This is a genomic window from Halarchaeum grantii, from assembly GCF_014647455.2.
GTDB classification, from domain to species: domain Archaea; phylum Halobacteriota; class Halobacteria; order Halobacteriales; family Halobacteriaceae; genus Halarchaeum; species Halarchaeum grantii.
Map to the genome: position 1 here is coordinate 136807 of NZ_BMPF01000005.1, position 24199 is coordinate 161005.

Genomic DNA, 24199 nt, shown 5'->3' on the forward strand with positions numbered 1-24199 from the left:
ATCAGTTCGTCATGGCGTCTTCGCTCGCCGCGCAGTTGTTCGGGCCGAGTTCGAGCTCGAAGGCCGTCTCGTCGTCGGGCGCTCGCTGGCCGAGGTTCGTCGCGATGATTTCCTCGTGGTTCGCCGGCCGCGGCGGCATGTCGTTCACGACGTAGTCGACGAACCCGTCGGCGTCCATCGCGAGCGCGTTCATCGTTTCGACGAGCGCGCCGAGGTCGGCCGTGTAGCTGCCGTCGGCGTTCGGCGTCGCGGCGTTGCTGAAGTGGGCGGGCGCGACGAGGGCACCGTCGTCGAAGCGAGCGAGGAGGCCCTGAAGGCTCTCATGAAGGGTGCGTGCGGCGCCCCTCGCGGCCTCGGGGTCCTCGAGGTCGGGGCGCGCGACGCTCTCGGTGAACAGGCCGTCACCGGTGAAGAGGACTGTCCCGACGCGGTAGGTCGTCATCCCGGTCGTGTGACCGGGCGTGTGAATCGCCTCAAGGTCGACGGCGCCGACGCCGACGCTCTCGCCGTCCGCGATCGTCACGTAGTCGCTGTCGTAGTCGACGCCGCGGGCGTCGGCCGTGGCGGGGAGGACGGGCGTCGCATCGACCTCGTCCGCGAGGGCGCGGATACCGGAGACGTGGTCGGCGTGGACGTGCGTGTCGACGGCGTAGGTGAGGTCGGCGCCGAGCGCGCGGGCGTCGCGGACGTAGGTGTCGATGAACGCGCGCAGCGGGTCGACGACGGCGGCTTCGCCGTCGGAGACGACGAGGTACGCGAGACAGCCCGTAGAGGGGCGCCGGTACTGCACGACGGTGGCGTCGAGGCCGACGTCGAGTTCCGCGGACTCGTAGAGCCGCGCCCATCCCTTCATGCCGCGGTCGAGGTGCTCGGCGTCGTACCCGGCCGCGTCGAGGTCGGCGGCGACCATCTCGCTCGAGCCGCCCTTCGCACAGAGGACGGTGATGCGCCGCTCGTCGGGGAGGCGCTCGCGGAGGTCGTCGGGGAGCCCGTCGAGGAGCTCGAAATACGGGTAGTTCACGACGTCGACCGTCTCGCCGTCGAGATGCCACTCCTCGAAGTCGCTCCGTGAGCGCGCGTCGAGGACGAAGACGTCCTCGCCGGCGTCGATGCGCGCCTTCAGCGCGTCCGGGGTGACCGTCGGGACTCGCTCGGCCGTCGTCGCGGATGTGTCGTCGCTCATCTTCACCCTCATCTATCGACCGGTCGCGGATAAGAGTTTGTATAGAAGTGGAAACAGTACACAATTCTATATCCGTCAAGGAACTCGTTAGAGCGATTTAGGTGTGGTTCCCAGCCCATACGGGGCTACAGTAGTGCTCTTATTGAGAGGGACCACCGATAGGCTTTTGCGTTCGACCACGGTATTGTTCGGTGAAGTCAATACCATGATGGACTACGACATCACTGAGACGCTCGACGTACGAGGAGAGAACTGCCCGATGCCGGTGGTCAAGACGAAACAGCACGTCGACGGGCTCGCTCGGGGCGACGTGCTCGAAGTGCTCGCGACCGACCCCGGGAGCATGAGCGACCTTGGCGGCTGGGCCGAGGCGACCGCCGACGTCACCCTCCTCGATCAGACGGAGGACGACGGCGTGTACAAGCACTACGTCCGCAAGAGCGAGTGAGATGAGCGCGAACACCGACACCACGGACGCGGAGGCGACGCCGAGCGAGGCGGACGCCCTCTCGCGCGCGGAACTCGCGGAGCGCGTCGCGGAACTCGAAGACCGACTCGCCGCCGTCGAAGCGGAGACGACGGAGCGCCAGCCGAAGATGGCCATCGTCGCGACGAAGGGCACGCTCGACATGGCGTACCCCCCGCTCATCCTCGCGAGCACGGCCGCCGCCTTCGGCTACGACGTCACCGTCTTCCACACGTTCTGGGGGCTCGACGTCCTCCACGAGGAGCGCTCGAAGGACCTCAAGTTGAGTTCGGTCGGCAACCCCAACATGCCCGTGCCGAACGCCGTCGGCGCGCTCCCCGGGATGGACCGCGTCACGACGACGCTGATGGAGAAGCGCATCGCGGACAACGACACCGCCACGGTCGAGGAACTCATCGAGACGTCGCTCGACATGGGCGTCGAGTTCCAAGCCTGCCAGATGACCATCGACCTCATGGGCTACGACGAGGACGACTTCTACGACGGCGTGACGACCGGCGTCGGCGCCGCCACCGCGATTCGTGACATGGCCGACGCGGACGTCCAGCTCCTCGTGTGAGCGACCCCGATTCGACGATGACCGAGGAGTCAGGAGACGACGCCCGGGCGGGGGACGCAACCGACGCCGCGAATCGCGACGTCGGGAAGGGCCTCCTCGACGAGGAGATGGGACCGAGCGGGGCGATGGCGCACCTCTACCGGGGCGAAATCCACCGGATGAAGTACTGGCGCGAACGCCTCGACGAGACCACGAACTGGGCGGTCATCGTCATGGCCGCCGTCCTCACGTGGGCGTTCTCCAGTCCCGACAACCCCCACTACATCGTCCTCATCGGCATCGCGACGCTCGGCGTCTTCCTCACCGTCGAAGCACGACGCTACCGTGGGTACGACATCTGGCGCTCGCGCGTCCGAACCCTCCAAGAGAACGTCTGGGCGGTCGGACTCGACCCCGAGACGGAGGTCGCGAACCCCGAGTGGCGCGAGCGACTCGGCGCCGACTACCGCACGCCCACCATCAAGATCACCGCCGAAGAGGCCATCGCGCACCGACTGCGCCGCATCTACCTCCCGCTCTTCACGGTCCTCCTCGTCGCGTGGCTCGTCCGCATCACCGCCTTCTCCCCGGAGTCCGCGCTCGATACCGCCGCCGTCGGCGTGATTCCGGGCACACTCGTCGTCGCGGTCGTCGCGACGTTCGTCCTCGGCGCGCTCGCCGTCGCGTTCCGGCCGCGGACGTGGCACGCGCGCGGCGAGCTCCTCGAGGAGCGCCTCCGAAAGGAGGAGTGAGCGCACCGGGAGCCGACTCACCCGACGGTGCGTTCGAGGAAGCGCCGGATGGCGTCCGGTCCGGCGGGCGGGAGGTCCGCGAGGAGCGGGGTCGGCGTGCCGCCCTCGGGGACGTGCGTGGCCTCGTAGACCGATTGGGCGTGCGTCGGTTCCGCGGCGAGCAGGTCCATCGCGACGCGCTCGGACTCGATGTCCGCGAGGTCCTCGACCCAGACGTGGTTCAGGTCGTGGAGTTCGTAGCGAAGCGCGTTCACGCCCGCGTCGTCGAGCGCGTCGTAGAACCGCCGGCTCTGCTCGACGGCCACCATCTCGTCCTCGCGGCCGTGCATCAATAGCGTCGGCGGGCTCTCCGGAGTGACGTGCGTGACGGGACTCGCCTGCGCGTAGCGCTCGGGGCGCTCCTCGCGCGTCCCGCCAAAGAGGAGCGAGACGGGGCCGCCCTCGTCGTCGACGGCGGTGAAGTCGCTCACGCCGTACCAGCTGACGACGGCCTGCACCGCCCCGGAGGCGTCGGGCGCGACGGTCTTCGTCAGCTCGTCCGCGAAGGCGTCCCCGAGGTCGGTGACGTCGTCGACGACGCCCGCGAGCAGCGCGAGGTGGCCGCCGGCCGAGGAGCCCCAGACGGCGACGTCCGTCGCGTCGTAGCCGTAGTCGTCGGCGTGCGCGCGCAGCCAGCGGATGGCGGCCTTCACGTCCACGAAGTGGTCGGGGAACGCGCCGCGCGGCGTCGGGTTCGACGGGTCCACCTCGACGTCGGCCCCGTCCGGGACCTCTTGGAGGCGATAGCTCACGCTCGCGATCGCACACCCCCACTCGGCGGCGTAGCGTTCCGGATCAGGAATATTTGCGCGCGTCTCCGCCACCCAGCCGCCGCCGTGGACGTAGACGACGAGCGGCGGGTCCTCGACCTCTGGACGGTAGAGGTCGAGCGCCAACTCGCCGCTCTCGCGCTCGGCGTACGTCACTCCCTCGTGGACCGTGACTGACTCCGGCATGGTGTGCGCATCGCGAGCGTGCCGTATAGACCTGCGCCTCCCGGAATCGGATGGGCCGACGTGTCGGAGCGGCCGCGACGGCTCGCGACACGAGACGGAGTTATACCGTATAGCTATACTGTATAGCTATGTTTGTCGAAGGACCGTGGACCTCGCTCGGGCGCACGGCCGTGCTCGATATGCCCCCGAGCGAGGGCGGCGTCGTCGGACGGGGGAGACGGCGGCGGCCCGGTTGGGTGGGGGTGACCAGAACTGAAGCGGGCCGGGCGCGCCTCCCCGCGTAGGCGTGCGTGCCGTACGAGCATGGCTGTCCAGCCCCGATATTGAGGGCCCTTATTGTGGGGCCACTCGCGGCCGCGAAGCGCGTCGGCCGAAAGGGAGGCAACGGGAGCGTCAGTCGCCCGTACTGGGCGTCGTCGGCGCGTCGCGTTCGGCGTCGGTGAGGTAGCACTTCGGGTCGGGCGCGAACGGGTCGTCGTGCGCGGCGGTCGCGCGGAGTCGGGACGCCCCACGGCAGACGTCGCGGTAGCGGCAGTCCGCGCACTTCCCGGAGAGGTGCTCCTCGCGCTCGCGGAGCCCCGAGAGCAGGGGGTTCGACTCGTCCTCCCAGATGGCCGAGAACGGCCGGTCCCGGACGTTGCCCAGCGAGTAGCCCTGCCAGAACTGCGTGAGGTGGACGTTCCCCTGATAGTCGACGTCGGCGACGCGCTCGCCAGTCGGGTCGCCGCCGTTGCGCCGAAGGTAGTCGTGGACCGCGCGCGCCTTCGCCTCGCCGTACTCGCGGCGCGCGTACTCCACGAGGAACGCCGCGTCCGCGTAGTTCCCGACGAGCAGCGTCTCCACCTCCTCGCCGCGCGCGTGGTACTCGCGCGTGAGGTCGCAGAGCTCCTCGACGGCCTCGCGCGTCGCCTCGCGCGAGAGGTCGGCGTCGCTGATGTCCGCGCCGCGCCCGCCGTAGTCGAGGTGGTAGAAGCAGAAGCGATTCACGCCCTTCTCGTAGAGCAACTCGACGACGTCCGTCATGTCGGGGGCGTTGTGCTGGGTGATGGTGTAGCGCAACCCCGTCTTGATGCCCGCGTCGAGACACGCCTCGATGCCGCGAATCGCGGCGTCGAACGCGCCCTCCTGCCCGCGGAAGTCGTCGTTGCGCTCGTGGAGGCCGTCAACGGAGACGCCCGCGTACGCGAGGCCGGCATCCCTCAGGTCGGCGACGCGGTCCGGGGTGAGGAGCGTGCCGTTCGTCGAGAGCACCGGCCGAATCCCCCGGTCGGACGCGTACGCGACGAGTTCTTCGAGGTCGTCCCGAACGCAGGGCTCCCCGCCGGAGAAGAGGACGACCGGCGCGCCGTACGCCGCGAGGTCGTCGAGCAGGCGCTTGCCCTCCTCGGTGGTGAGTTCGCCGTCAGCGGTCTCGGTGTCGGCGGCGGCGTAGCAGTGCTCGCAGTAGAGGTTGCACTGCTTCGTGAGGTTCCACACGACCACGGGCTTCGTCGTTCGGTCCTCGACGATCTGGGGTTTCCCCGAGTCCGCGGCGTCGTCGTAGCGGAGGCCGTCGCCCTCCGCGTCGAGGTCACAGAGGAGTTTGCTGACGGAGATCACGACTCCTCCACCCCCGCGGCGGGCGCGCCGTCCTCGGTGCCTGCCTCGGTCTCGACGCCGTCGGCGACGAAGCGAGTGACGGCCGTCGCGGGCGCGACCCAGACGTCCGCGAGTTCCGCCCCGAAGAGCCGCGTCGCCTGCTCGTGGGCGACGTCCGCGTTCGGTGCGGTGACGCTCCCGACGTGCCGGAGCGCCGCCTCGGTGGTCTCCCGAACGAACACCTCCCACTCGCCGCTCGTCGCACTCCGTGACCGTGCGTCTATCCGCCGGCGGTCGGTCTCGTCCATACCCGACGTGTCTCGCGGCGTCGGCATACCGTCGTCGTCAGTTCCCGCGCGCTGGGAACGCTCCCGAGGGGCGCCGCGGTCAGGTGGGTCGGACGCGCGCCAGTAGCGCCCGCATCCGACCGAGGAAGTCACGACGTGCGTGCGAGTTACTCGCGAGTGTACGCGTGCTGTTCGCGACGACGAGGAGACTGGACGCGCCCATCGCGACGGCGGCGACGAGCGGGTTGAGGAGGCCGACGAGCGCGAGCGGGACGGCGACGGCGTTGTAGCAGAGCGCCCACGCGAGGTTCTCGCGGACGCGACGCCGGGTCGCGCGCGCGACACCGAGGAGCGCGGGGAGCGCGCGCAGGTCGTCGGTGGTGACGACGGCGTCGGCGGCGTCGACGGCGAGCGCGGTGGCGTCGCCGAGCGCGACCCCCACGTCGGCGGCGGCGAGCGCGGGCGCGTCGTTCGACCCGTCGCCCACCATCGCGACCGTCCCCTCCGTGCGGAGGCGGTCGACGACCGCGGTCTTCCCCTCGGGCGGGACGCCGGCGAAGACGTCGGCGACGCCCGGATGCTCGCGGAAGCGCTCGGCGGCCGCGCCCTCGTCGCCCGTGAGGACGACGACGCGGTGCGCGACCGCGAGGTCGGCCACCACCGCCTCCCACTCGGGCAGGGGGTCGTCACCCGCGAGGACGACGGCGCGCGCGGTCCCCCGGGTCCCGACGACGGCCGGGACGAGGCCGCGTTCGTCGGCCCCCGCAACCCGCTCGGCGAGCGCGTCGGGGACCGACCACCCTTCTTTCTCGAAGAGCGCGGGCCGCCCGACGAGCACGCGCTCGCCGTCGACGGTCCCGGAGACGCCCGTGCTGTGGCGCTCGACGTCGCTGACGGTGTGCTCGACCGCGTCGTCGGCGTGCGCGCAGACGGCGTGCGCGACCGGGTGGTCGGCGTACTGTTCGAGCGCGGCCGCGACCCCGAGGACGGTCTCGTCGCCCGCGACGTCGTGGACGCGCATCTCCCCGGTGGTGAGCGTGCCCGTCTTGTCGAACGCGACGACGTCGACGTCCGCGCCGCGCTCGAAGACGGACGCGTCGGTGACGATGGAGCCGTGCGCGAGCGCGCTCCGGACCGCGTTCGAGACGGCGAGCGGCGTCGCGAGGCCGAGCGCGCACGGACACGAGACGACGAGGACGGTGAGCGCGGTGAGGAGCGCCGCTTCGGCCGACGAGCCGAGCGCGAGGTGCGCGACGAACGCGCACGCCGCGAGCACGAGCACGGCCGGGACGAAGACGCTCGCGAGGCGGTCGGCGAGCTGCTGGACGCCGCCGTGCGTGCTCTGGGCCTCCCAGAGGGTGGCGACGACGCGGTCGAGCGTGCTCTCGGTGTCCGTGACTACGACGGTCACGCCCCCGGACACGAGGACGCTCCCGCCGACGACGTCGTCGCCGGGTTCGACCTCTCGGGGCGTGGATTCGCCCGTGAGGAGCGATTCGTCGACCGCGCCGTCGCCGTCGGTGACGGTGCCGTCGAGGGGGACGCGCTCGCCGGTCGCGACGACGACTGAGTCGCCCGCGTCGACGCGCTCGAGGGGGCGCTCCGCGATGCCGTCGTCGGTCGCGACACGCGCGGTCTCGACGCCGTCGGCGGTGCGCTCGGCGAGCCCGGCGCTCGCGCGCGCCTTCGCCTTCGACTCCCAGTGCTCGCCAGCGGTGACGGCGAGGACGATGACGACCGGGATGTCGAAGTAGACGTCGACGCCGCCGGTGAGGAGGACGGCGAGGCTGTAGACGAACGCGGCGCTCGCGGCGAGCGCGACGAGGAGGTCCATGTTCGGGCGGCGCGCGCGCAGGCTGACGAGCGCGCCCCGGAAGACCGGGTAGCCCGCGAGCGCCGTCGCCGCCCCCGAGAGGACGGCGACGTTCCAGAAGAGGTACTGGCCGCCGACGCCGCGCGGGTCGAAGAACGAGACGATAGGGCCCGCGCCGAGGTAGATGGGGTAGAGGAAGAGGACGTACCAGAGCATCACCATCATGCCGAAGAAGCCCCCGGCGAGCAGACGCATCCCCGTCGTGAGCGTCTCCTCGCGCTCGGCCTCCTCGTCGGCGTCGGCGACCCGGTAGCCGTAGCCGGAGAGCGCGTCCGCGATCTCCTCGCGCTCGCCCGCCTCGGGGTCGTAGGTGACCTTCAGCGCGTCGTTCGCGTAGCTCGCGGCGGCGTCGTGGACGCCCTCGGTGTCGGCGGCGCGGCCCTCGAGGAACGCCTCGCAGGTCGCGCAGTGCATGCCGTCGACGGCGAAGTACGCCGTCTCCGCCGTCTCGGGGACGTCGGTCGCGTCCGCCGCGTCCGCGCCGTCGGTCGCGTTCGCGCGCAGGTCCTCGCGGACGGCCTCGGGGTCCGCGTCCGCGACGGCCGCGTCGTCGAGAGTGCGCGCGACCTCGAGACAGCCCCGACAGCAGAACGCCCCGTCGACGCCGTCGTCCGTGACGGGGGGGTCGGGCGTCGGGAGGTCGCAGAGGGTGCAGTGCGTCTGGTCGGACATCGGGGATTATCGGTTCGGTATCGGGGCGAGTTGGACGGTCTTCTCGGAGGGTTGGTTGCCGATCGTGACGGTCGTCTCGACGCTCGCGGGCGTCGCGTCCGCCGGCAGGACGTACTCGGCGGTGAAGGACGCCGTCTCGTCCGGTGCGACGGGGTCGGTGGTGTAGCCGCCCTCGACGGTGTCGCCGCCGTCGGTGGTGACGGCGCCGAGTTCGAGGCGGTAGGGCGCGTCGGCGGTGTTGCGGACGGCGACCGCGAGCTGGAGGCGCCGGCCGTCCTCGACCTCGGTGAGCGCGGCGTTCTGCAGTTTCTCACGGGTGTCGAGGTCGGGGCGGAGGTCGCCGCCGATACCCACGGAGACGCCGGTGGGGTCGTCCCACGTGCTGTCCTCGCCGAAGTCGTTCTGCAGGAGGCCGACGAAGGTCTCCGTCTCGACGACGACCGGGATGGCGATACTGATCGGTGCGAAGTAGCGGACGAACGACCGGCGACTCCAGACGTCGTTCTCGGCGTCGCCGTCGCCCGCATCGTCGCTCGGGGTGGATGCGTGTTCGGTCATAGTCAGACTGGGATGGGGGCGCTTCCGGGTGCGAACAGGCCGTTCTGTACCATCGCCGCGAGCGGCGGGCCGTACGCGATGAGCAACAGCAGGAACGTCAGCGCGACCCAGACGCGGAAGTCGTCGAGGATGCGCGGGCTGTGCTCCGGCCCGGAGAGCGCCTCGGGGATGTGGCCGTTGACGGCGAGCGGTTCGGCGCCGCGCTCGCCGAGCCACGTCGAGAGGACGACCGCGAGGAAGCACAGCAGCGAGGCGAAGAGGATGAACGCCCCGCCGACGGTCTGCAGGTGGAGCTCGCCCATCGTCGCGATGGGGGTGTTGAAGAGCACCTGCTCGTACTGGGGTTCGGAGGTGCGTCGCGGGACGCCCGCGAGGCCGACGCGGTGCATCGCGTTCGACATGAACACCATGCCGACGAACCAGAGGTACGGTTGGACGGCGGCGAGCGTCCGCAGGCGCAGGCGCTTGCCGGTGAGCTGCGGGAGCAGCCAGTAGGTGATCGCCATGAACGTCAGCGCGACGGCGGTGCCGACGGTGAGGTGGAAGTGGCCGGGCACCCACATCGTGTTGTGGACGAGGGCGTTCACGTTCAGCCCGGCGTTCACCATCCCGCCGAAGCCGCTCGCGGCGAACGCGAGGCCGGCGAGCGCGATGCCGGAGAAGGACGGGTTCTCCCACGGGAGCGCGCGCAGCCACTTGAGGAGGCCTTTACCGCCGCGCTGGCGGGCGCCGTGCTCCATGCTCGCGACGACCGTGAACGCGGTGAGGAGGCTCGGCAGGAGGATGAAGTACGTGCTCGTCATCTGCACGAACTTCAGGCCCTGCGAGAGCCCGGGGTCACCGTACTGGTGGTGGACGCCGACCGGCGTGCTCAACACGAGGAAGAGCACGAAGACGACGCGCGCGAGCGGGTCGCTGAAGAGCCGGCCGCCCGAGAGCTTCGGGAAGATTGTGTACCAGACGAAGTACGCGGGCAGCAGCCAGAAGTAGACGACGGCGTGCCCGAAGTACCAGAAGAGCGTCCGCGTCAGCAGCGGGTCGACGCGGGGGATGAGCCCGAGCGACCACGGCAGGAGGAAGACGACGACCTCGACGGCGACACCGAGCGTGCAGACGACCCAGAGCAGCATCGTCGCCACCGCCATGAACGTCTGTAAGGGGATGCGCTCGTCGGGGTGCTCCGCGCGCCAATCGAGGAGTGCGAGGACGTAGTCGACGCCCGCGCCCCACGAGCCGACGACGAGGAGCGCGAGGCCGAGGTAGAACGTCGGGCTCGCCTCCAGCGGCGCGTAGAACGTGTAGAGGACGGCGGCGTGCGTCGGGATGAAGCCGACGATACCCCCCAAGATGGTGACGAACGCCAGCACGGTGCCGAGCGTCATCAGGCCGAGCCAGCCCCACGTGAATCGGAGGTCGCGAAAGCCCGTGTCGAGGCTGCGCGTGACTCCCCACGTGAAGAGGCCGACGATGAAGAACGTCGTGAAGACGAGCGCCATCAGCACGCCGTGCGCGGTGAGGATGGAGTAGTAGTCGACCGACGAGAAGAGCGAGCGACTGTACCCCGTGCGGAAGAGCGCCTGCAGGACGCCGAGCGCGCCGCCGAGGCCGATGGAGGCGAACGCGATGGCGAACGCCGTGCGGACGACGCGCGCCTCCCCGGGGAAGTCGTCGACGTACGTCATGCCGGCACCTCCGGCGTCGCGATTGATGCCTGCGTGGACGCGTTCACGGCGCTCGCGTTCGCGGCGTCAGCGCTCGCCGTCGCGTTCTGTGACATCGCGTCGGCGGGCACGACGACGAGTTGGCCCGCCATGCTCTGGTGGCCGGCGCCGCAGTACTCGTGACAGACGATGCCGTACGTCTTCGGCTCGTCGAACTCGGTGGTGAACTCGGTGACTTGTCCGGGGATGACCATGGTGTTCAGCTGCGTGCCGACGACGTCGAAGCCGTGGACGACGTCCGGGCTCGTGACGTAGAAGGTCACGGTGGTGTTCGCGGGCACCGTGATCGGCTCTTGGGTGCCCGGCTGGAAGAGGAACTGGCGCGCGACGACGTGGACGACGTAGTGGTCCTCGCTCGCCCAGTGCCCGCCGGGGTCGGCGAACTCCGTGTCGTCGAGCGCGGACGGGTCGAGTTGCTGTCCGGTGTCGCCGACGGTGCCGACGCCGACGCCGGCGACCCCGTAGACGATGGAGGCGATGAGCCCCACGATGAACAGCAGCGATACGGCGATCCAGATCTTCTCGAGTCTGTGTATTTCCATCGTGTTAGCCGAAGATGTGCGGGCCGGTTCCGAGGAATTCGACGAAGTACATGAGCGCCCACGCGACCGAGATGATCACGAAGTAGACGGCGAGCAGGAGCGCCGTCCCCCACGGGTCGTACTCGTCGTGGTCGATCTCGCGCTCGGGCGTCGCGGGCGGTGCCTCCGTGGTCGCCGGGGGTTCGGCGGACTCGCCGCGCTCGAACAGGTCGTCGAACGCACCGGCACGGCCGTAGTCCCAGAGGAGGTAGGCGACGATGGCCGGCACCGCGACGGCGGAGGGGCCGGCCATCCACGCGACGTTCCCCCAGTTGAGGTCGGGGACGAGACCGCCACCGCCGCCGCCGCCACCGCCGGCGCTCCCGGTGACGAAGATGCCGCCCTTCATCCCCATCGAGAGGTGGGGCGTGCAGTAGTAGCGGTAGGTACCGCTCGTCTCGAAGGTGTGCGAGTGCGTGTACCCCTCGTTCTTGATGGAGTCGACGCCCTCCCAGCTCGACCCGGAGGGCGCGGACTCGATCTGGATGTCGTGCGTGTTCGACGTCCACTCGAAGGTCACCTCCGTTCCGGGCGAGATCTTCAGCGCCGGCGGCGAATAGGCGTACGTGCCGCCGTTGCCCTGCGCGCCCACCTCGACGGTGACCGAGTCCTGTCCGGTCTTGTCGACGGTCGAGCCGTCGTAGTTTCCGACCGCGCCGCCGCGCCCCGAGTCCGTGAACCAGTCGCCCCACTCGGGGCTCCCGCCGCCGCCGGCACCGGAGCCGCCGACGACGACCGCGCCCTTCATCCCCATCGAGAGGTGGGGCGTGCAGTAGTACTTGTAGACGCCTGCCGTCTCGAAGGTGTGCGAGTGCGTGTATCCCTCGTTCTTGATGGAGTCGACGCCCTCCCAGCTCGACCCGGACGGCTTCGACTCGACCTGAACGTCGTGCGTGTTCGACACCCACTCGAAGGTCACCTCCGTGCCGGGCGAGACGCGGACCGCTGGCGGCGCGTACCCGTACGGCCCGCCGTTGCCCTGCGCGCCCACCTCGATAGTGACGGAGTCCTGTCCGGTCTTGTCGACCGTCGTCCCGTCGAAGTTCGAGGTTGCGCCGCCGCGCGCCGAGTCCGTGAACCAGCCGCCGTAGTCCGGTGACGCGCCGGCCGCGACGCCGGTGCTCGCGCCGAGCGCCACCGCGGCCGCCGACGCGTCGCGGAGGAACCGCCGACGGCTGTACCGACGCTCAGGCACCGCACTCACGGGCCGGGGTCGACCCACTGCTCGCCGCCGTCACACCCACCACGAGTGGTCGTAGCGATCGCATACTCGCACATCAGAGGAGCATCCACTTATCGTAACGCAGGCTTCCCAGCGCGTAGGAACACCCGACAGCCCTTATCTACTCCCGGAAGTAGCGATGACCATGGCCGACGTCCCACACCAATGGCTGGCAGTACTGGCGCTGCTCGCACTCCTCCCGGTCGCCGTCTACTTCGCGACGAACACCGACCTCGTCGTCGCGCTCACGTTCGTCAACGTCGTCCTCATCGCCGCGATGCTCTACCGGTTCTTCGTCCCCGACGAGGACGACCAGCCCGTCTCGGAGCACGCCTGACCACCACCGAGCACCTGAGTACCCGAGCGTCGAGGCGAGCAGTTCGGGCACGAGAGGTGGTCTACCGGAGCCGCGTCGAACCATTATTTTGTATCTCGGATGGGAACGCGTTGCCTATGCTCCCCTACATCGGCGAAGCGTTGTTCAACGAGCCACGAGGCCGCCCCCTCGCACTCGTTCAGTTCGGCGCATCCCTCGTCTTCGCGAGCATGTTCGTGTACGCTTGGAGCGGCGGCAACGCTGACGGAGCCCGGTGGGTGCTCTTTCCGGTCGTCGGAACGTCGCTGTCGGGTATCGCCGAGTCCCTCCCCGAGACCCGGCGACGGGCGGCGGGCGTCCTCCGCGTCGCGGGAATACTCGTCCTACTATGTCTGGTTATCGCCCCCGTCGCCGGTTTCGAGTTCATCATCGGCGGGTAGCTGTCGGCGCCGTCGCTCGCGTTCCGGGTCTTCCCCGACGGGCTCCGCGGCGACCTCGCTTCCGTCACTTCGATGTGGAGCGGAGGGAGCGACTCGCGAAAATCCCCATTAGCGGTCACCGACACTACACCGTTCCCGGGAGAAGACTGAGCGGGTCGGGGCCGTCACGGCGTCGCCGCACACCGGCCGCTCCAGAGCGTACGGTGGGCTATCGGTTCGGGGCCCGAGAGTCGTGTCGCCTGCCGAGCGACGGCGACGTCGACCGCGACGAGGTCGGCGTCGTACGTGGCGTTCCAGCGCTCGCAGAGGGAGCCGGCGTACGCCGCAGTGAGCCGGGGGTCGTCGCGCTTCCAGACGTTGCTGAGGTACTTCCGCCAGCGCGCGCTCGGGTACTGCGCGGCGAAGTCGTCGGGCGGCGTCCACGTGACCGCGCGCCCGGTCAGCGCGTTCACCGTCGACCCGTTCGTGGTGCGCGCCGGCGCGACGAACCAACGGTCGCTGCGCGGCGGGTCGGGCGCGAACATGTTCCAACTGTACTCCGAGGGTGCGACCGACGCCTCGTCCGACCCGCCGACGTCGAGCGCGCCGAGCGCGACCGCGTTCCACGCGAGCGCGGCGACGAGGAGGACGCACAGGACGACCGGAACGGCGTGCCGGAGGGGCCGAACGACGCCGTCCGGGAGGCGGGGCGACGGGCGGGGCAGCCGTGGGAGGCGGCTGGCGAGCGCGGTGAGGCGTCGGCCGCCGGCGCGTGCGGCGACACGCGCCACGCGTCGCTCGACGCGCGCCCAGACGCCGCCGTGGAGGAAGACGAGGAGCGCGGCGGCGGAGACGAGCGGGAAGACGCCGACGCGGAGCGTGAGGAGCATCGCGAGGTGCGCGCCGAGGAGACAGGCGGCGAGCGCCGTCCGCACGCGGCCGGTGGCGAGCACGAGGAGGGGTGAGGCGGCGATCAGCGCCAGCCACAGCCAGTCGGCGACCGTGAGGAGGAGCGCGTGCTCGGCGAGCGCGGGCCCGAGGAGGACGGTGAACTCGCGGAGGGAGAAGACGTAGCGGACGGCGTCGCCGCGTAGCCAGAGTTCGCCCCGGTGTTTGAACAGCGCGTTGACGACGTAGACGACGACGACCTGGATCAGGAGGCCGGCGGAGGCCACGCTGGCGACGCTTGCGAGGCGCTGGCGAGCCGAGCCCCGGTGAACGGCGTCGACGGACCAGCGCGTGCCGAGCGGGAGGAACAGCCCCCAGAAGAGGAGGCGACGCAGCAGGGAGTCGCCCGCGTTCAACACGAGCGGGTTCCGCGCGTGCAGGGAGACGAGGAGGAGGAGCGACGCGAGCGTCGCCACGCGCGTGTGGTAGCCGAGGCAGAGCATGAGCGCGAACGCGCCGGCGAGCGCGAACAGCGCGAGTTGGAGCCACGCGTCCCCCGAGAGCGCGTGGAGCGAGAGCTGGGAGAGAGTCGGGTAGAGGTCGGCGAGCACGGCGCGCGGGAGGACGCCGGCGTCGGTATAGAACGCGCGGAGGTGGCGCGTTCGGAGGGCGAGGTCGACGAGGAGGAGGAGGCCGAGCGCGACGCGAAGCGCCGCGAGCGCGCGCGTGTCGATACGCAGTCGGTCGATGAAGCCGTCGCGGAGCGACGCGAACGCGGTCCGAATGGAGGTCGGGAGGGCCAACCGGGATCAGTGGCTCGTCGTCGCTCGGCCGCGAGAATAAGCCTTCTGCTCGTGCCGGTGCACGAGTGTCCGGCGGCGAACGGTGGCGTGGAGTGAGTCGGCGACGACGGCGGTGCCGACAACACGACACATTAGAGTTTTCAAACTCCACCAAATACACCAATATACTCCCAGTACGTTTTGTTCTTGTTCCCTATATTGTGTTTTCGTGTTCCTTAATCAGTTTTAACACTACGTACGGAAGTATTATCTTCAGGAAGGACGAGTCGAGAGACGATGAATGGGGATGAATCCCACGCCCTCGACATCCGCGGCGACACCGGGCCGTTCCGCTACCTCTTCGAGAACGTCCAAGACGCCGTCGTCGCGTTCGAACTCGATGACGGGGAGCCGGTCGTATCGCTGGTCAACGACGCGTTCTGCGAGACGTTCGGCGTCACCCACGAGGAGGTCGTCGGCGCCTCGCTGAACGACCTCATCGTCCCGACCGGCCGGATGTCGGAGAGCGACCGGTTCGACCGGCGGACGGCCGCCGGCAAGCCGAACCACGCCATCGTCGACCGGCTCACCGAGGACGGCCTCAAGACCCTCCTCTATCGCGGCATCCCCTACGACGGCGGCGACCGCGGGTTCGCCCTCTACACCGACCTCACGGACGAGATCCGTCGCGAGCGCGAACTCGCCGTCCTCAACCGCGTCCTTCGCTACAACCTCTCCGAGGAAGTCGAGAGCCTCGTCGAGCACGCCGAGCACCTCGCCGAAGCGGTCGAGGACCCGGTGCTCGTCGAGTCGGCACGCGAAGTCCGGACGAGCACGCTCGCGCTCGACCGGATGGTCGAGGAAGCGAGCGACCTCGAGGACGTGCTGGACGCCGACCCGGACCTCGACGGGGTCGCGCTCGCGGACGCCGTCGAGGCCGCCTTCGATGACGTGCCGCTCGTCGACTACGCGGACGTCACCGTCGACATCGGCGACGTCCCGCCCGTGCGCTCGGGCGGCCACCTCGACCGCGCGATCGCCGCGCTCGTCGACAACGCGATCAGGCACACCGAGGCGCAGACGCCCCGCGTCCGCGTCAGCGCCGAGCACGCGGACGACGTCGTCGCTCTGACGGTGCGCGACCACGGACCCGGGCTCCCCGAGCGGGAGCGCCGCCTCCTCACCGGTGACGTCGAAGTCACGCCGCTCGACCACGGGAGCGGCCTCGGACTCTGGCTCGTCCGCTGGATCACCACCGCCTACGACGGCGCCGTCACCTACGAGGAACGCCCGGACGGCGGGAGCGACATCACGCTCGAACTCGTGCCCGCGCAGGACTGAGGCACCGTATCGGTGCGCATCCGCGCGGACGAAGACCGGAGTCGCGTGTTCGGGCCGGGCTACACGACGGCACCCGACGGGTCGGGATACGTCCCCGCGGTCATCGCGGATATTGTCGCCACCCACGACTCGTGACTCGCCGTCACCGAGAGCGTGGGCGGTGGCGCGTGCTTCGAGAGACGCGATGTCGATCCAGCGAACGATAGGGACCGTTCGGCACGTCAAGAACACTTACAACTCGGGTTGGCGTTTCGTCGGGGGGGAGGGCGGTATTCAAGAAGAGGAGAAAAAGAGGGTAATAGTACTGTTTTCGAGAGAAAAGGAATCGAGGCTGGGTCGCGAACGCCGCCGTCGCCCCCACTCCAGATTGTAAGTGTTCCGTGGGCAGAGAGGGCGACCCCCCCAGTGGGGAGGGCGAATCAGCTACTGAGTTAAAGACATGGAATAGTGGTGTAATACACTCCCCGGATTGTAAGTGTTTATATCCGTATTTAGGGCCTGTAGCTCCGATAGACAGTAGATAGATCATATTGCCTAAGGAGAAAAGACTAATACTACTATACTAGCCTAGTATCTAGTCTAGTAGTAGTACGGTAGTAACTGCTTCAACGGTTCTGGGTGTGGAATTTCGTACGTCTCGGCCGGTCTCTTGTCTCAGACTTCTCTCGTCTCGATATTGCTCCTTAGTTGCTCGTTTCTCCTCCTCCTCCCTTTTTCCTCTCTCCCTACCCCCCACCCCTCCTTCTCTCGCCGAAGAACACTTACAATCTGGGGGGTGTGTGTTCCGGTGTTTTCGGGAACACTTAGAACAGTTAGAACACTTGCAGGGGAGGGTTAATGTGGGTGGAGTGTGACGACGTGGCTATGGACTCGCCGTTCAAGGGGTCGAATCACATCTTCCGGGACAAGGAGCCGTTCAAGGAGGGCTACACTCCGGAGGAAATCCTCGAGCGCGAGGAGGAGATTCAAGAGTACGCCGCCGCCCTCCAGGACATCCCCGACGGGTTCGGTGCGCCCAACGTCTTCATCTACGGGCAGACGGGCGTCGGGAAGACCGCGACGACGCAGAAGGTCATCGAGTTCCTTGAGGACGAGGCGGCGAGTGCCGACGTCGAGCTCACGACGCTCTCGGTCAACTGCAACAAACGGACGTCGACGTACAAAGTCCTCCAGTATCTCGCGAACGAACTCTACCCCGACCAGCACTTCAAGCAGGGGACGCATCCCGACACCCTCTGGGAGCGCATCTACGCGCGCCTCGACGAAATCGGCGGCTACGTCATCGTCATCCTCGACGAGATCGACAAACTCGGCGAGGACGAGGAACTCCTCTACGACTTCCCGCGCGCGAAGGCGATCGGCGAACTCGAACACGCCGAGGTTGGCATCGTCGGCATCAGTAATAACTTCAAGTTCCGCGAGAACCTCTCCCAGCGCGTCAAGTCGACGCTCTGCGAGAAGGAGATCCAGTTCTCACCCTACGACGCGAACGAGCTCCGCTCTATCCTCTCCTACTACGCTGACCTCACGTTCCGCGACGGCGTCCTCTCCGACGACGTCATCCCGCTCACCGCCGCGCTCACGGCCCAGGACTCCGGCGACGCCCGAATGGCGCTCGACCTCCTCGAAACCGCAGGCGACATCGCGCGCCACGAGGACGACGACGCCGTCCTCGAGGACCACGTTCGCATCGCGCGCAGCGAGGTCGACCGTGCGAACACGCGCGACATCATCACCGAACGCCTCACCAGCCAGATGCAACTCGTCCTCATGGCGACGACGCTCCTCGTCATCGACCCCGACGGCGAGGCGAAGGTGAAGACGATCTACTCGCTCTACAAGGACCTCTGCGACCGCATCGACTCGGACACGCTCTCCGAAAGCCGCGTTCGCGACCACCTCGACACGCTCGAGATGTTCGGCCTCCTCGAGAAGGGCGAGCACAATCTCGGGCGTCGCGGCGGGCGCTCGTACATCTACTCGCTCGTCGACGAACCCCGCATCATCGTCGAGACGTTCCGCGAGGACGACCGCCTGCAACGCGGGTTCCCCTCCTCGGTCGACAGCCTCCTCGGGTCGTTCGAGCAGTCCAGTCGCTCGCACGTGCAGAGCGAGTTCGACGTCTGAGGGCGTCGAGAACACTTACAACGCGGGGGGTGTGGCCGTCCACGCACCCGCTCGACTGCCGCCTGTCTCCGTCTCCCACGGGCATCATTTCCCGGCCGATATAGACGGTGACGAGACCGGATACACTTACAACGTGGGGGGTGTGGGTGTGTGGTCGGTGCCGCCTCCGCGCGCCGATTTGCGTCCGTGCCGTTCTCGGCGAAGCGCTCGGCCGGCAGTCAACACGCGGTGACCGGCGAGGATACACTTACAATCCGGGGGGTGGTCGCGTTCGACCGGTCGATTCAGCGCCCCTGCCGGTTGCTGCTCCGGCGTATCACTTCGCGAGCGTGCGAAAGCTCGCGAGCACGCGCTCGGTATGTCCGCGAACGCGTGCGGTCCCGTTCTTCGACCGCCTCAGTCGTCGCTCTCCGCGACCGCCGTTTCGGTCCGCGCCGTCGCGCGCGGCGGCGCGTGGAGCGCGAACGCGGCGAGGCCGGCGATGACCGCGAGTGCGCCACCGAGGAGGAACGTCCGGTCCCACCCCATCGAGGAGACGAGGAGGCCCGTAACGGTACCGCCGAGGACGCCGCCCCACGTCTTTCCAGAGTAGAGGAGCGCGTAGTTCGCCGAGGAGTGCTTCGTGCCGTAGTAGTCCGCGACGAGCATCGGGAAGAGCGTGTACTTCGGGCTCCAGAAGAACGTCGCGACGACGACGGCGGCGACGAACACTCCCGCGATCCCCTGTATCCCGAAGTAGACGACGGCGAACAGTCCCAGACCGCACAGGAGGAAGGACAGCGCGGTCATCCGCATCGGCTCGAAGCGGTCGGCGGCCTCCCCGAGGACGAGGCGCCCGATCGCGCTCGAGAGCGGGAGAAGCGTCGCGGCGAGCGTCGCAATCACGGGTGCGAGGTCGTGATAGACCGCGTAGTCGACGATTTTCTCCGTCAGCATCAACCCCGACCCCGAGACGGCGACGAACATCGCGTACAGCAGCCAGAACTGCCACGTCCGCAGCATCTCCCGCCACGTGTACTGCTTGCGACGCGCGCTCGCGCCCGCACTCTCGGCGCCCGCTTCGTTCGACGCCTCCGCCGTGCCGTCGTCCGAGTCGTCGCGCCAGCCAGCGGGCGGATCTCGGATGACGAGTGCACCGACGAGCACGACGACGAAGATGAGGATGCCGACGTTCCGCAGGAGCGAGACGTACGCACCATCGGGAACCGTCGGTCCGGTGTTCGCGCGGACGTACGGGACGAGCGCGGCGGGACCGGCGGCGAACGCCATCGTTCCGACGCCGGTCGTGAGCCCGCGCCGGTCCGGGAACCACTTGAGCGCGGTGTTGACGGCGACCGTGTAGACGATGCCGACGCCGAACGCGCCGAGCGAGTAGACGAGGTAGACCTGCCAGACGGTCGTCGCGTAGCCGAGCGCGACGTACCCGCCGCCGGCGAGCACCGCCGCGAGCGCGCAGACCCCGCGCGGGCCGTGGCGGTCCCGCCACCATCCCACCGGGAACTGCGAGCACGCTTGCACGGCGACGAACAGCGTGAACACCGTCGAGAGCGCCGCCGCTTCGATGCCGAGGTGTCGTGCGACCGGCGAACGCAGGCTCGACCAGACGTACTGGTACGGGCCGACGACCGCCATCATCGCGGCGGCCGCCGCGATGAGCCACCACCGCGAGAACCCCAAGACGTCCTTCGCGCGCGCGGCGTGATCCGTCTCGGTACTCATGCGGCCTCCATAGGTGTTCCCGGACGGGTCGCCCCATAAATTCCTCGCACCCGCGCCCTCACAGCGACACACCTCGGTGTGGCGATTACTCCTCGCTTACTCCGCGTCGAGGTCGTACCCCCACTCGCGGAGGACGTCCGCGATGAGCTCGGGGTTGCGCTGGGCGACGACCATCGCGGCCTCGCGGTAGTCGGACTTGTAGACGGTTTCGCCGAGCGCGTCCTCGAGCGTGTCCTGGAGGTCCTCCTCGCCCGCGATGACGTCCTCCCGGAGGAAGTACGGCACCTGCTCGCGGCCCTCGTTCACCTTGTTTCGCCGGAGCTTGTAGGGGATCGAACTCATCGAGGGACGGTCGTCGCTCCCCTCGGCTTCCGCTGCGGCGTCACTCGATGTGTCGCTCGCCGCGCTTGCGTCGCCGCCCGCGTCCGTTTCCGTGCCGGCCGCGTTCTCGGCGCCTCCCGCCGCCGCCGGTTCGCCCGCGTCGCTCGCGGCGTCGGCCACGGATTCCTCGACCTCCTCGCCGTCCGAGCCCTCGACATCGGCATCCTCCGCGTCGTCAAGGCCGGAGTCCCGCGATCCCGATTTGAGGCCCATTACGCCGACACCTCCGGCGTGTCGAGTCCCGCTTCGGCCTCGAGGAACGCGGCGAGCTCCTCGAACTGCTCGAGCGTCTCAAGCTCGTAGTCGCGCTCACGCGAGCGGTGCGCCTCGATATAGCGATATGGACTACATTGCTGTCGCCAACAGCCCTCCATCAGCGACCCGCGCTCGCCGATGACGACCGGCACCGGGAAGCCGCTCTCCCGGAGCTCGCCGAGGATTTCGCGCTGGTCGCGCGTGTCCCGATAGCCGATGGGGAGGACGGCGAGGACGCCGACGTCGATGCCGATGTTCTCCTCGAGGCCGTCCACGAGGTCGTCGAGGCCCTCGATGGACTCCTGGCCCTTCGCCGTCGCCTCGAAGGGGATGACGACGTTCCGCACGGCGACGAGCGCGTTGTAGAGGATGGGGCCCGCCTTCCCGGCGGTGTCGACGACGACGACGTCGTACGCCTCGCGGACGTCCGCGTCGCGGAGTACGCGGTGGAGCTGGTGGTACATGCTGTAGGACTCCCCGAGGCGGTCGGCCTGCTGTTTCTCGCTCAGGAGGAACTCGTGGAGGTCCTCGAGCATGTTGTGCGAGGGGACGAGGTCGACGCCGGCCTCGACCTCGTGCGTGAGGTCGTGGAAGTCACCCTTCGGTCGGCCGACGAGGTGGCGGACGAGGTTGTCGACCTCGGGGTCGCCCCGGTCGTAGTCCGGTCCGAAGAAGTAGGTCAGACTCCCGTTCTGTGTGTCCATGTCGATGGCGAGGACGTCGTGGCCGTTGCGCGCGTGGCTGACCGCGAGCGTCGCCGCAGTCGTCGTCTTCCCGACGCCGCCGGCCTCCGACACGGGGGTGTAAGTCAGCATATAGCGTCTCATTGTGGTCCTCGAATATAAAACTAAGTCAGACAGTATAGTTATAGATTATAGCTATACGATATAGTTCGGTAGTATAGTTATTTGCGGTCCAGGTGATATCTCCGATAGCCTGTGCGAGTCCGTCTACCTCCAGATCCCCGGACTACGGCGTTTTCCTCCTCTATCGGTGGACTAGGCGCCTCCGGCACCAATCCGGCACGATCTCCACGGGTGGTATCCGAGCCGATACCCAATAGTGGATAAGTACACGTTTCCACTATAGGTATATGGTATAGGTAGATAGTATAGCTATATCATCTGGGGCCTGCCTCAACTCGTCCCGCTTCGATCGCCCCCGCGCCTCTTAGTAGCCACCTTCACCAGCTATTTGCTATATCTGAACTCTATGACTATCCCTCAATCTATATTTTCCACCTATTGAATACCTCTACATCGCACGCGTTCGTCCGCGAGCTCGACGGCTTGGCCGGCCCCGGCGTACTTAGGCGATAGGTGTGCCCCCAATCTCGCCACCGACGAGTATCGAATGACCGGCGTCGACGACCACCACCTCGTCGAGATAGAGCGCTCAGAGATACTCGCCGAAGATGTCGGCGAACTCCTTTTGGACGAGGTCACGCATGGCGTCGGCGCGGGCCTGCCGGCGCGTCCGTTCATCGAGATAGTTGCGCTCCGACACCGATGCGTCCCGCGACCCCTGTGCGGCCGCGACGGCGGCCGTGCCAGCCTCAATATTCGGGCGCTGCTGGCGGTAGAGACGGTACCACGTCCGACGTCCCATCTTCGGGAGGGGGTGGCCGCCGTCGATGGTGACGCCGGCGCGCTCGCCGAGGTCGCGGAGCCAGCGCCGCGCTGTCTGCGTGGAAATCGGCCGTCCTGGGGACTGACCGGGGAGGAGGTAGCCCGTCCACGCCGAGTCCTCGGCGAGCCGATCAATGCGTTCTTCGATAGCGCCGACGCCGACGAGGAGTTCGACCGTGTTGCGCGTCCGGCGGGAGTTCTTGCGCTGGCCCGCCTCGAAGGCGATGTAGGGAACGTCGCCCTCGTCGGGGTCGAGTTCGAGTTGGTCGACGTGTAACTCGCAGGCCTCCACCGGACGTAATCCCCAGCCGGCGAGCGCCAACAGCAGAAAGCGTTCCTCCTCGTTCGCGACATCGAGGAGCGCCGTGAGGTCGTCTCGAGAGAGGGCGGGATGGTCGTAGATGGGGTCTTCGTCCCAGCCGAAGCGATTCAGCAGGTTCTCTGCGGGGTTGTAGAGCCCACGCCCCATCTCGACGAGGAACGTGTACCAGTTTTTGACGGCGGAGACGTACTTCTTCTTCGAGGCGAGCGTCCCGAGTTCGTCGTCGAGGACGCGGAAGGTGTCGCGGACGCGCGCGATCTCGTCGGGCTTCGCCGTCTCGTCGAGCAGCGGCGAGAGGAGGTCGCTCGTCCCGTTCACCTCCCGGTAGGTCGTGACGTACGTCCGCAGACGCGAGCGTCGCGGGCCCACCGTCGTCGGCGCGCGGCCGCGGTCGCGTTCGAGCTCCTCCAGGTAGTCCTCCAGACCGCGCACCGTGGGGTCGTGGTCGAGACCCCATCCGTCGTCGTCCTCTTCGGGGTTCGGCGGGAGGCCGACTTCCTCGTAGAACTCGCCCGGCGAGAGATCGTACTCGCGTCGGAGGCGTTCGACGAACCCTGAGTAGTTCTCCTTCAGCCACGCGTACGTCGGCGTCTCCCGCTCGGGATCGACGTCGACGGCCGGGTCGGCGCGGAGCGCGGGCGCGATCTCCTCGCGGTAGAACTCGGCGAACTCCTCGAGATCGTCGAAGCGAGCGTAATAGGGCATCGCTAGTCGATGGACGGACAGAGGGACTCCATTTCAGAGACAAACTGGCGGGTCCGAGCGAGGAGGGCGTTGACGTTCTCATCGATTGTCCCATAACCGTAGTCGGCCTGCTGGCGGAGTTCTCCGAGGTCGTTCAGAAAGCGTCCATCTGTACGAGGTGCGTCACCCTCTCCGACGATCTCAGAGCCAAAGAGAGTGAGGACACCGCCGTGGGTCGTCGGCTCGAAGCCGCGGTCGTAGAGTGCGGCCTGCGCGGCGTGAAAGCAGGCATAGTACAGGCGGTTGATGATGACCGCGTCGGAAAGGTTCGCGTTCCGTGCACCTTCGGCGTCCGAAAGCGCTTGGCGTGCCTGTCTGAGTTGGTCCTCAACTGCAGCCATCCCGGGCGCGTCATCGTCGTCAGGCATACGCACGTCCCTCGTCGACTACGTTGCGTACGAACGGGTTTCCCTCCTCACGATAGCGCTCGAACATCGATTCAGAGAGGATGTGGAGCTCAACGAGTGGTCCGCACTCGAGCATCACGTCGTACGCGATATCTCGGAGGGAGTCGGTGACGGCTTCGTGATTCACGTCGTCGCGTAGGACGACGAGGACGTCGACGTCACTCGATCGACCGCTCGCCTCGCCACGAATGGTCGATCCGAAGACGTACAATTCGGCGAGGTCGTCGCCGTAGTCGGACCGCGCACGCTCGACGAACGTCATCGCCGCCGCCTCGTGGGCGCCGTCTGGGAGCGCTTCGTCCGCGGTCTTACTACTCATACGTCCGAATACACGCTCCGTCGTCATTATCTTTCCCGATCAGCCGTTGATTACGGAGCAGACGGCTTGCTCGGTGGTGTGGCAGTTCTAAGGGCACGGTTCTG

At 68.1% G+C, this 24199-nt stretch carries 23 protein-coding genes; 7 read left to right on the top strand and 16 right to left on the bottom strand.

Going from position 1 to position 24199, the window contains the following annotated elements; genetic code table 11:
- Position 1: 1 nt before the first annotated feature.
- A complete protein-coding gene (locus tag IEY12_RS13950) occupies positions 2-1183 on the bottom strand; it encodes an MBL fold metallo-hydrolase (protein WP_188884270.1) in 1182 nt (393 codons plus the stop codon).
- Positions 1184-1388: 205 nt separating this feature from the next.
- Here IEY12_RS13950 and IEY12_RS13955 point away from each other — a divergent pair, with 205 nt between their 5' ends.
- The 3 genes from IEY12_RS13955 to IEY12_RS13965 are packed head-to-tail and all read left to right on the top strand — an operon-like array spanning position 1389 to position 2960.
- A complete protein-coding gene (locus IEY12_RS13955; RefSeq protein ID WP_188884271.1) occupies positions 1389-1631 on the top strand; it encodes a sulfurtransferase TusA family protein in 243 nt (80 codons plus the stop codon).
- Between the two features lies 1 nt (position 1632).
- On the top strand, positions 1633-2229 hold the full coding sequence (locus tag IEY12_RS13960; RefSeq protein ID WP_188884272.1) for a DsrE/DsrF/DrsH-like family protein: 597 nt from the start codon (positions 1633-1635) through the stop codon (positions 2227-2229).
- Positions 2230-2246: 17 nt separating this feature from the next.
- The gene (locus IEY12_RS13965; RefSeq protein WP_188884306.1) at positions 2247-2960 is read left to right on the top strand and encodes a DUF2270 domain-containing protein; all 714 of its coding nucleotides are present in this window, start codon (positions 2247-2249) and stop codon (positions 2958-2960) included.
- A 17-nt stretch (positions 2961-2977) separates the two neighbouring features.
- On the opposite strand, the gene IEY12_RS13970 is transcribed toward IEY12_RS13965, so the two are convergent.
- From IEY12_RS13970 to IEY12_RS14005, 8 genes are all read right to left on the bottom strand, one after another.
- Positions 2978-3955 (bottom strand): alpha/beta hydrolase, encoded by a 978-nt coding sequence (locus IEY12_RS13970; RefSeq protein ID WP_188884273.1) that lies wholly within the window; start codon positions 3953-3955, stop codon positions 2978-2980.
- A 393-nt stretch (positions 3956-4348) separates the two neighbouring features.
- On the bottom strand, positions 4349-5554 hold the full coding sequence (locus IEY12_RS13975; protein ID WP_188884274.1) for a TIGR04347 family pseudo-SAM/SPASM protein: 1206 nt from the start codon (positions 5552-5554) through the stop codon (positions 4349-4351).
- Positions 5551-5841, bottom strand: coding sequence for an Htur_1727 family rSAM-partnered candidate RiPP (locus IEY12_RS13980; protein ID WP_229871368.1), 291 nt, complete (start codon positions 5839-5841; stop codon positions 5551-5553). The genes IEY12_RS13975 and IEY12_RS13980 overlap by 4 nt, the downstream gene beginning before the upstream one ends.
- Before the next feature lie 79 nt (positions 5842-5920).
- Complete coding sequence (locus IEY12_RS13985; RefSeq protein WP_188884276.1) at positions 5921-8365, bottom strand: heavy metal translocating P-type ATPase; 2445 nt, start codon at positions 8363-8365, stop codon at positions 5921-5923.
- 6 nt (positions 8366-8371) lie between these two features.
- A complete protein-coding gene (locus tag IEY12_RS13990; RefSeq protein WP_188884277.1) occupies positions 8372-8923 on the bottom strand; it encodes a hypothetical protein in 552 nt (183 codons plus the stop codon).
- A 2-nt stretch (positions 8924-8925) separates the two neighbouring features.
- A complete protein-coding gene (locus IEY12_RS13995; RefSeq protein ID WP_188884278.1) occupies positions 8926-10605 on the bottom strand; it encodes a b(o/a)3-type cytochrome-c oxidase subunit 1 in 1680 nt (559 codons plus the stop codon).
- Positions 10602-11186, bottom strand: a complete 585-nt coding sequence (locus IEY12_RS14000) for a cytochrome c oxidase subunit II (RefSeq protein ID WP_188884279.1) — start codon at positions 11184-11186, stop codon at positions 10602-10604. The genes IEY12_RS13995 and IEY12_RS14000 overlap by 4 nt, the downstream gene beginning before the upstream one ends.
- A 4-nt stretch (positions 11187-11190) precedes the next feature.
- Positions 11191-12429: a halocyanin domain-containing protein gene (locus IEY12_RS14005; protein ID WP_188884280.1), complete on the bottom strand. Its 1239-nt coding sequence runs from the start codon at positions 12427-12429 to the stop codon at positions 11191-11193.
- Positions 12430-12592: 163 nt separating this feature from the next.
- Here IEY12_RS14005 and IEY12_RS14010 point away from each other — a divergent pair, with 163 nt between their 5' ends.
- Both IEY12_RS14010 and IEY12_RS14015 read left to right on the top strand, forming a co-directional pair.
- Positions 12593-12784 carry a DUF8131 family protein gene (locus IEY12_RS14010; RefSeq protein ID WP_229871371.1) on the top strand — a complete coding sequence of 64 codons (192 nt, stop codon included), beginning with the start codon at positions 12593-12595 and terminating at the stop codon, positions 12782-12784.
- 116 nt (positions 12785-12900) lie between these two features.
- Positions 12901-13203, top strand: coding sequence for a DUF8011 family protein (locus tag IEY12_RS14015; protein ID WP_188884282.1), 303 nt, complete (start codon positions 12901-12903; stop codon positions 13201-13203).
- 164 nt (positions 13204-13367) lie between these two features.
- Here the strand turns inward: IEY12_RS14015 and IEY12_RS14020 are convergent, their stop codons facing one another.
- Positions 13368-14873 (bottom strand): HTTM domain-containing protein, encoded by a 1506-nt coding sequence (locus IEY12_RS14020; RefSeq protein ID WP_229871374.1) that lies wholly within the window; start codon positions 14871-14873, stop codon positions 13368-13370.
- A gap of 276 nt (positions 14874-15149) precedes the next feature.
- Between IEY12_RS14020 and IEY12_RS14025 the strand changes: the two genes are divergently transcribed.
- Both IEY12_RS14025 and IEY12_RS14030 read left to right on the top strand, forming a co-directional pair.
- Complete coding sequence (locus IEY12_RS14025) at positions 15150-16193, top strand: sensor histidine kinase (RefSeq protein ID WP_188884283.1); 1044 nt, start codon at positions 15150-15152, stop codon at positions 16191-16193.
- An 864-nt stretch (positions 16194-17057) separates the two neighbouring features.
- Positions 17058-18320 carry a Cdc6/Cdc18 family protein gene (locus tag IEY12_RS14030; protein WP_123078533.1) on the top strand — a complete coding sequence of 421 codons (1263 nt, stop codon included), beginning with the start codon at positions 17058-17060 and terminating at the stop codon, positions 18318-18320.
- Between the two features lie 396 nt (positions 18321-18716).
- Here IEY12_RS14030 and IEY12_RS14035 read toward each other — a convergent pair whose 3' ends face one another.
- From IEY12_RS14035 to IEY12_RS14060, 6 genes are all read right to left on the bottom strand, one after another.
- Complete coding sequence (locus tag IEY12_RS14035) at positions 18717-20039, bottom strand: OFA family MFS transporter (RefSeq protein WP_188884284.1); 1323 nt, start codon at positions 20037-20039, stop codon at positions 18717-18719.
- A 96-nt stretch (positions 20040-20135) separates the two neighbouring features.
- Positions 20136-20633 carry a DUF7970 domain-containing protein gene (locus IEY12_RS15775; protein ID WP_229871383.1) on the bottom strand — a complete coding sequence of 166 codons (498 nt, stop codon included), beginning with the start codon at positions 20631-20633 and terminating at the stop codon, positions 20136-20138.
- Positions 20633-21490, bottom strand: coding sequence for a ParA family protein (locus IEY12_RS14045; RefSeq protein ID WP_188884285.1), 858 nt, complete (start codon positions 21488-21490; stop codon positions 20633-20635). Before IEY12_RS14045 ends, IEY12_RS15775 begins: the two co-directional genes overlap by 1 nt.
- Positions 21491-22070: 580 nt before the next feature.
- Positions 22071-23330 carry a tyrosine-type recombinase/integrase gene (locus IEY12_RS14050; RefSeq protein ID WP_188884286.1) on the bottom strand — a complete coding sequence of 420 codons (1260 nt, stop codon included), beginning with the start codon at positions 23328-23330 and terminating at the stop codon, positions 22071-22073.
- A gap of 2 nt (positions 23331-23332) precedes the next feature.
- Entirely contained in the window at positions 23333-23737 is a 405-nt protein-coding gene (locus IEY12_RS14055; RefSeq protein WP_188884287.1) for a HEPN domain-containing protein, read from the bottom strand.
- The gene (locus IEY12_RS14060; RefSeq protein ID WP_188884288.1) at positions 23730-24095 is read right to left on the bottom strand and encodes a nucleotidyltransferase domain-containing protein; all 366 of its coding nucleotides are present in this window, start codon (positions 24093-24095) and stop codon (positions 23730-23732) included. Before IEY12_RS14060 ends, IEY12_RS14055 begins: the two co-directional genes overlap by 8 nt.
- Positions 24096-24199: the final 104 nt, after the last annotated feature.

What these genes read in the sequence shown, in the direction of transcription:
- IEY12_RS13950 (WP_188884270.1), bottom strand. Translation starts at nt 1,183, where the DNA reads ATGAGCGACGACACATCCGCGACGACGGCCGAGCGAGTCCCGACGGTC.
- IEY12_RS13955 (WP_188884271.1), top strand. Translation starts at nt 1,389, where the DNA reads ATGATGGACTACGACATCACTGAGACGCTCGACGTACGAGGAGAGAAC.
- IEY12_RS13960 (WP_188884272.1), top strand. Translation starts at nt 1,633, where the DNA reads ATGAGCGCGAACACCGACACCACGGACGCGGAGGCGACGCCGAGCGAG.
- IEY12_RS13965 (WP_188884306.1), top strand. Translation starts at nt 2,247, where the DNA reads ATGACCGAGGAGTCAGGAGACGACGCCCGGGCGGGGGACGCAACCGAC.
- IEY12_RS13970 (WP_188884273.1), bottom strand. Translation starts at nt 3,955, where the DNA reads ATGCCGGAGTCAGTCACGGTCCACGAGGGAGTGACGTACGCCGAGCGC.
- IEY12_RS13980 (WP_229871368.1), bottom strand. Translation starts at nt 5,841, where the DNA reads ATGGACGAGACCGACCGCCGGCGGATAGACGCACGGTCACGGAGTGCG.
- IEY12_RS13985 (WP_188884276.1), bottom strand. Translation starts at nt 8,365, where the DNA reads ATGTCCGACCAGACGCACTGCACCCTCTGCGACCTCCCGACGCCCGAC.
- IEY12_RS13990 (WP_188884277.1), bottom strand. Translation starts at nt 8,923, where the DNA reads ATGACCGAACACGCATCCACCCCGAGCGACGATGCGGGCGACGGCGAC.
- IEY12_RS13995 (WP_188884278.1), bottom strand. Translation starts at nt 10,605, where the DNA reads ATGACGTACGTCGACGACTTCCCCGGGGAGGCGCGCGTCGTCCGCACG.
- IEY12_RS14000 (WP_188884279.1), bottom strand. Translation starts at nt 11,186, where the DNA reads ATGGAAATACACAGACTCGAGAAGATCTGGATCGCCGTATCGCTGCTG.
- IEY12_RS14010 (WP_229871371.1), top strand. Translation starts at nt 12,593, where the DNA reads ATGGCCGACGTCCCACACCAATGGCTGGCAGTACTGGCGCTGCTCGCA.
- IEY12_RS14015 (WP_188884282.1), top strand. Translation starts at nt 12,901, where the DNA reads ATGCTCCCCTACATCGGCGAAGCGTTGTTCAACGAGCCACGAGGCCGC.
- IEY12_RS14025 (WP_188884283.1), top strand. Translation starts at nt 15,150, where the DNA reads ATGAATGGGGATGAATCCCACGCCCTCGACATCCGCGGCGACACCGGG.
- IEY12_RS14030 (WP_123078533.1), top strand. Translation starts at nt 17,058, where the DNA reads ATGGACTCGCCGTTCAAGGGGTCGAATCACATCTTCCGGGACAAGGAG.
- IEY12_RS14035 (WP_188884284.1), bottom strand. Translation starts at nt 20,039, where the DNA reads ATGAGTACCGAGACGGATCACGCCGCGCGCGCGAAGGACGTCTTGGGG.
- IEY12_RS15775 (WP_229871383.1), bottom strand. Translation starts at nt 20,633, where the DNA reads ATGGGCCTCAAATCGGGATCGCGGGACTCCGGCCTTGACGACGCGGAG.
- IEY12_RS14045 (WP_188884285.1), bottom strand. Translation starts at nt 21,490, where the DNA reads ATGCTGACTTACACCCCCGTGTCGGAGGCCGGCGGCGTCGGGAAGACG.
- IEY12_RS14050 (WP_188884286.1), bottom strand. Translation starts at nt 23,330, where the DNA reads ATGCCCTATTACGCTCGCTTCGACGATCTCGAGGAGTTCGCCGAGTTC.
- IEY12_RS14055 (WP_188884287.1), bottom strand. Translation starts at nt 23,737, where the DNA reads ATGCCTGACGACGATGACGCGCCCGGGATGGCTGCAGTTGAGGACCAA.
- IEY12_RS14060 (WP_188884288.1), bottom strand. Translation starts at nt 24,095, where the DNA reads ATGAGTAGTAAGACCGCGGACGAAGCGCTCCCAGACGGCGCCCACGAG.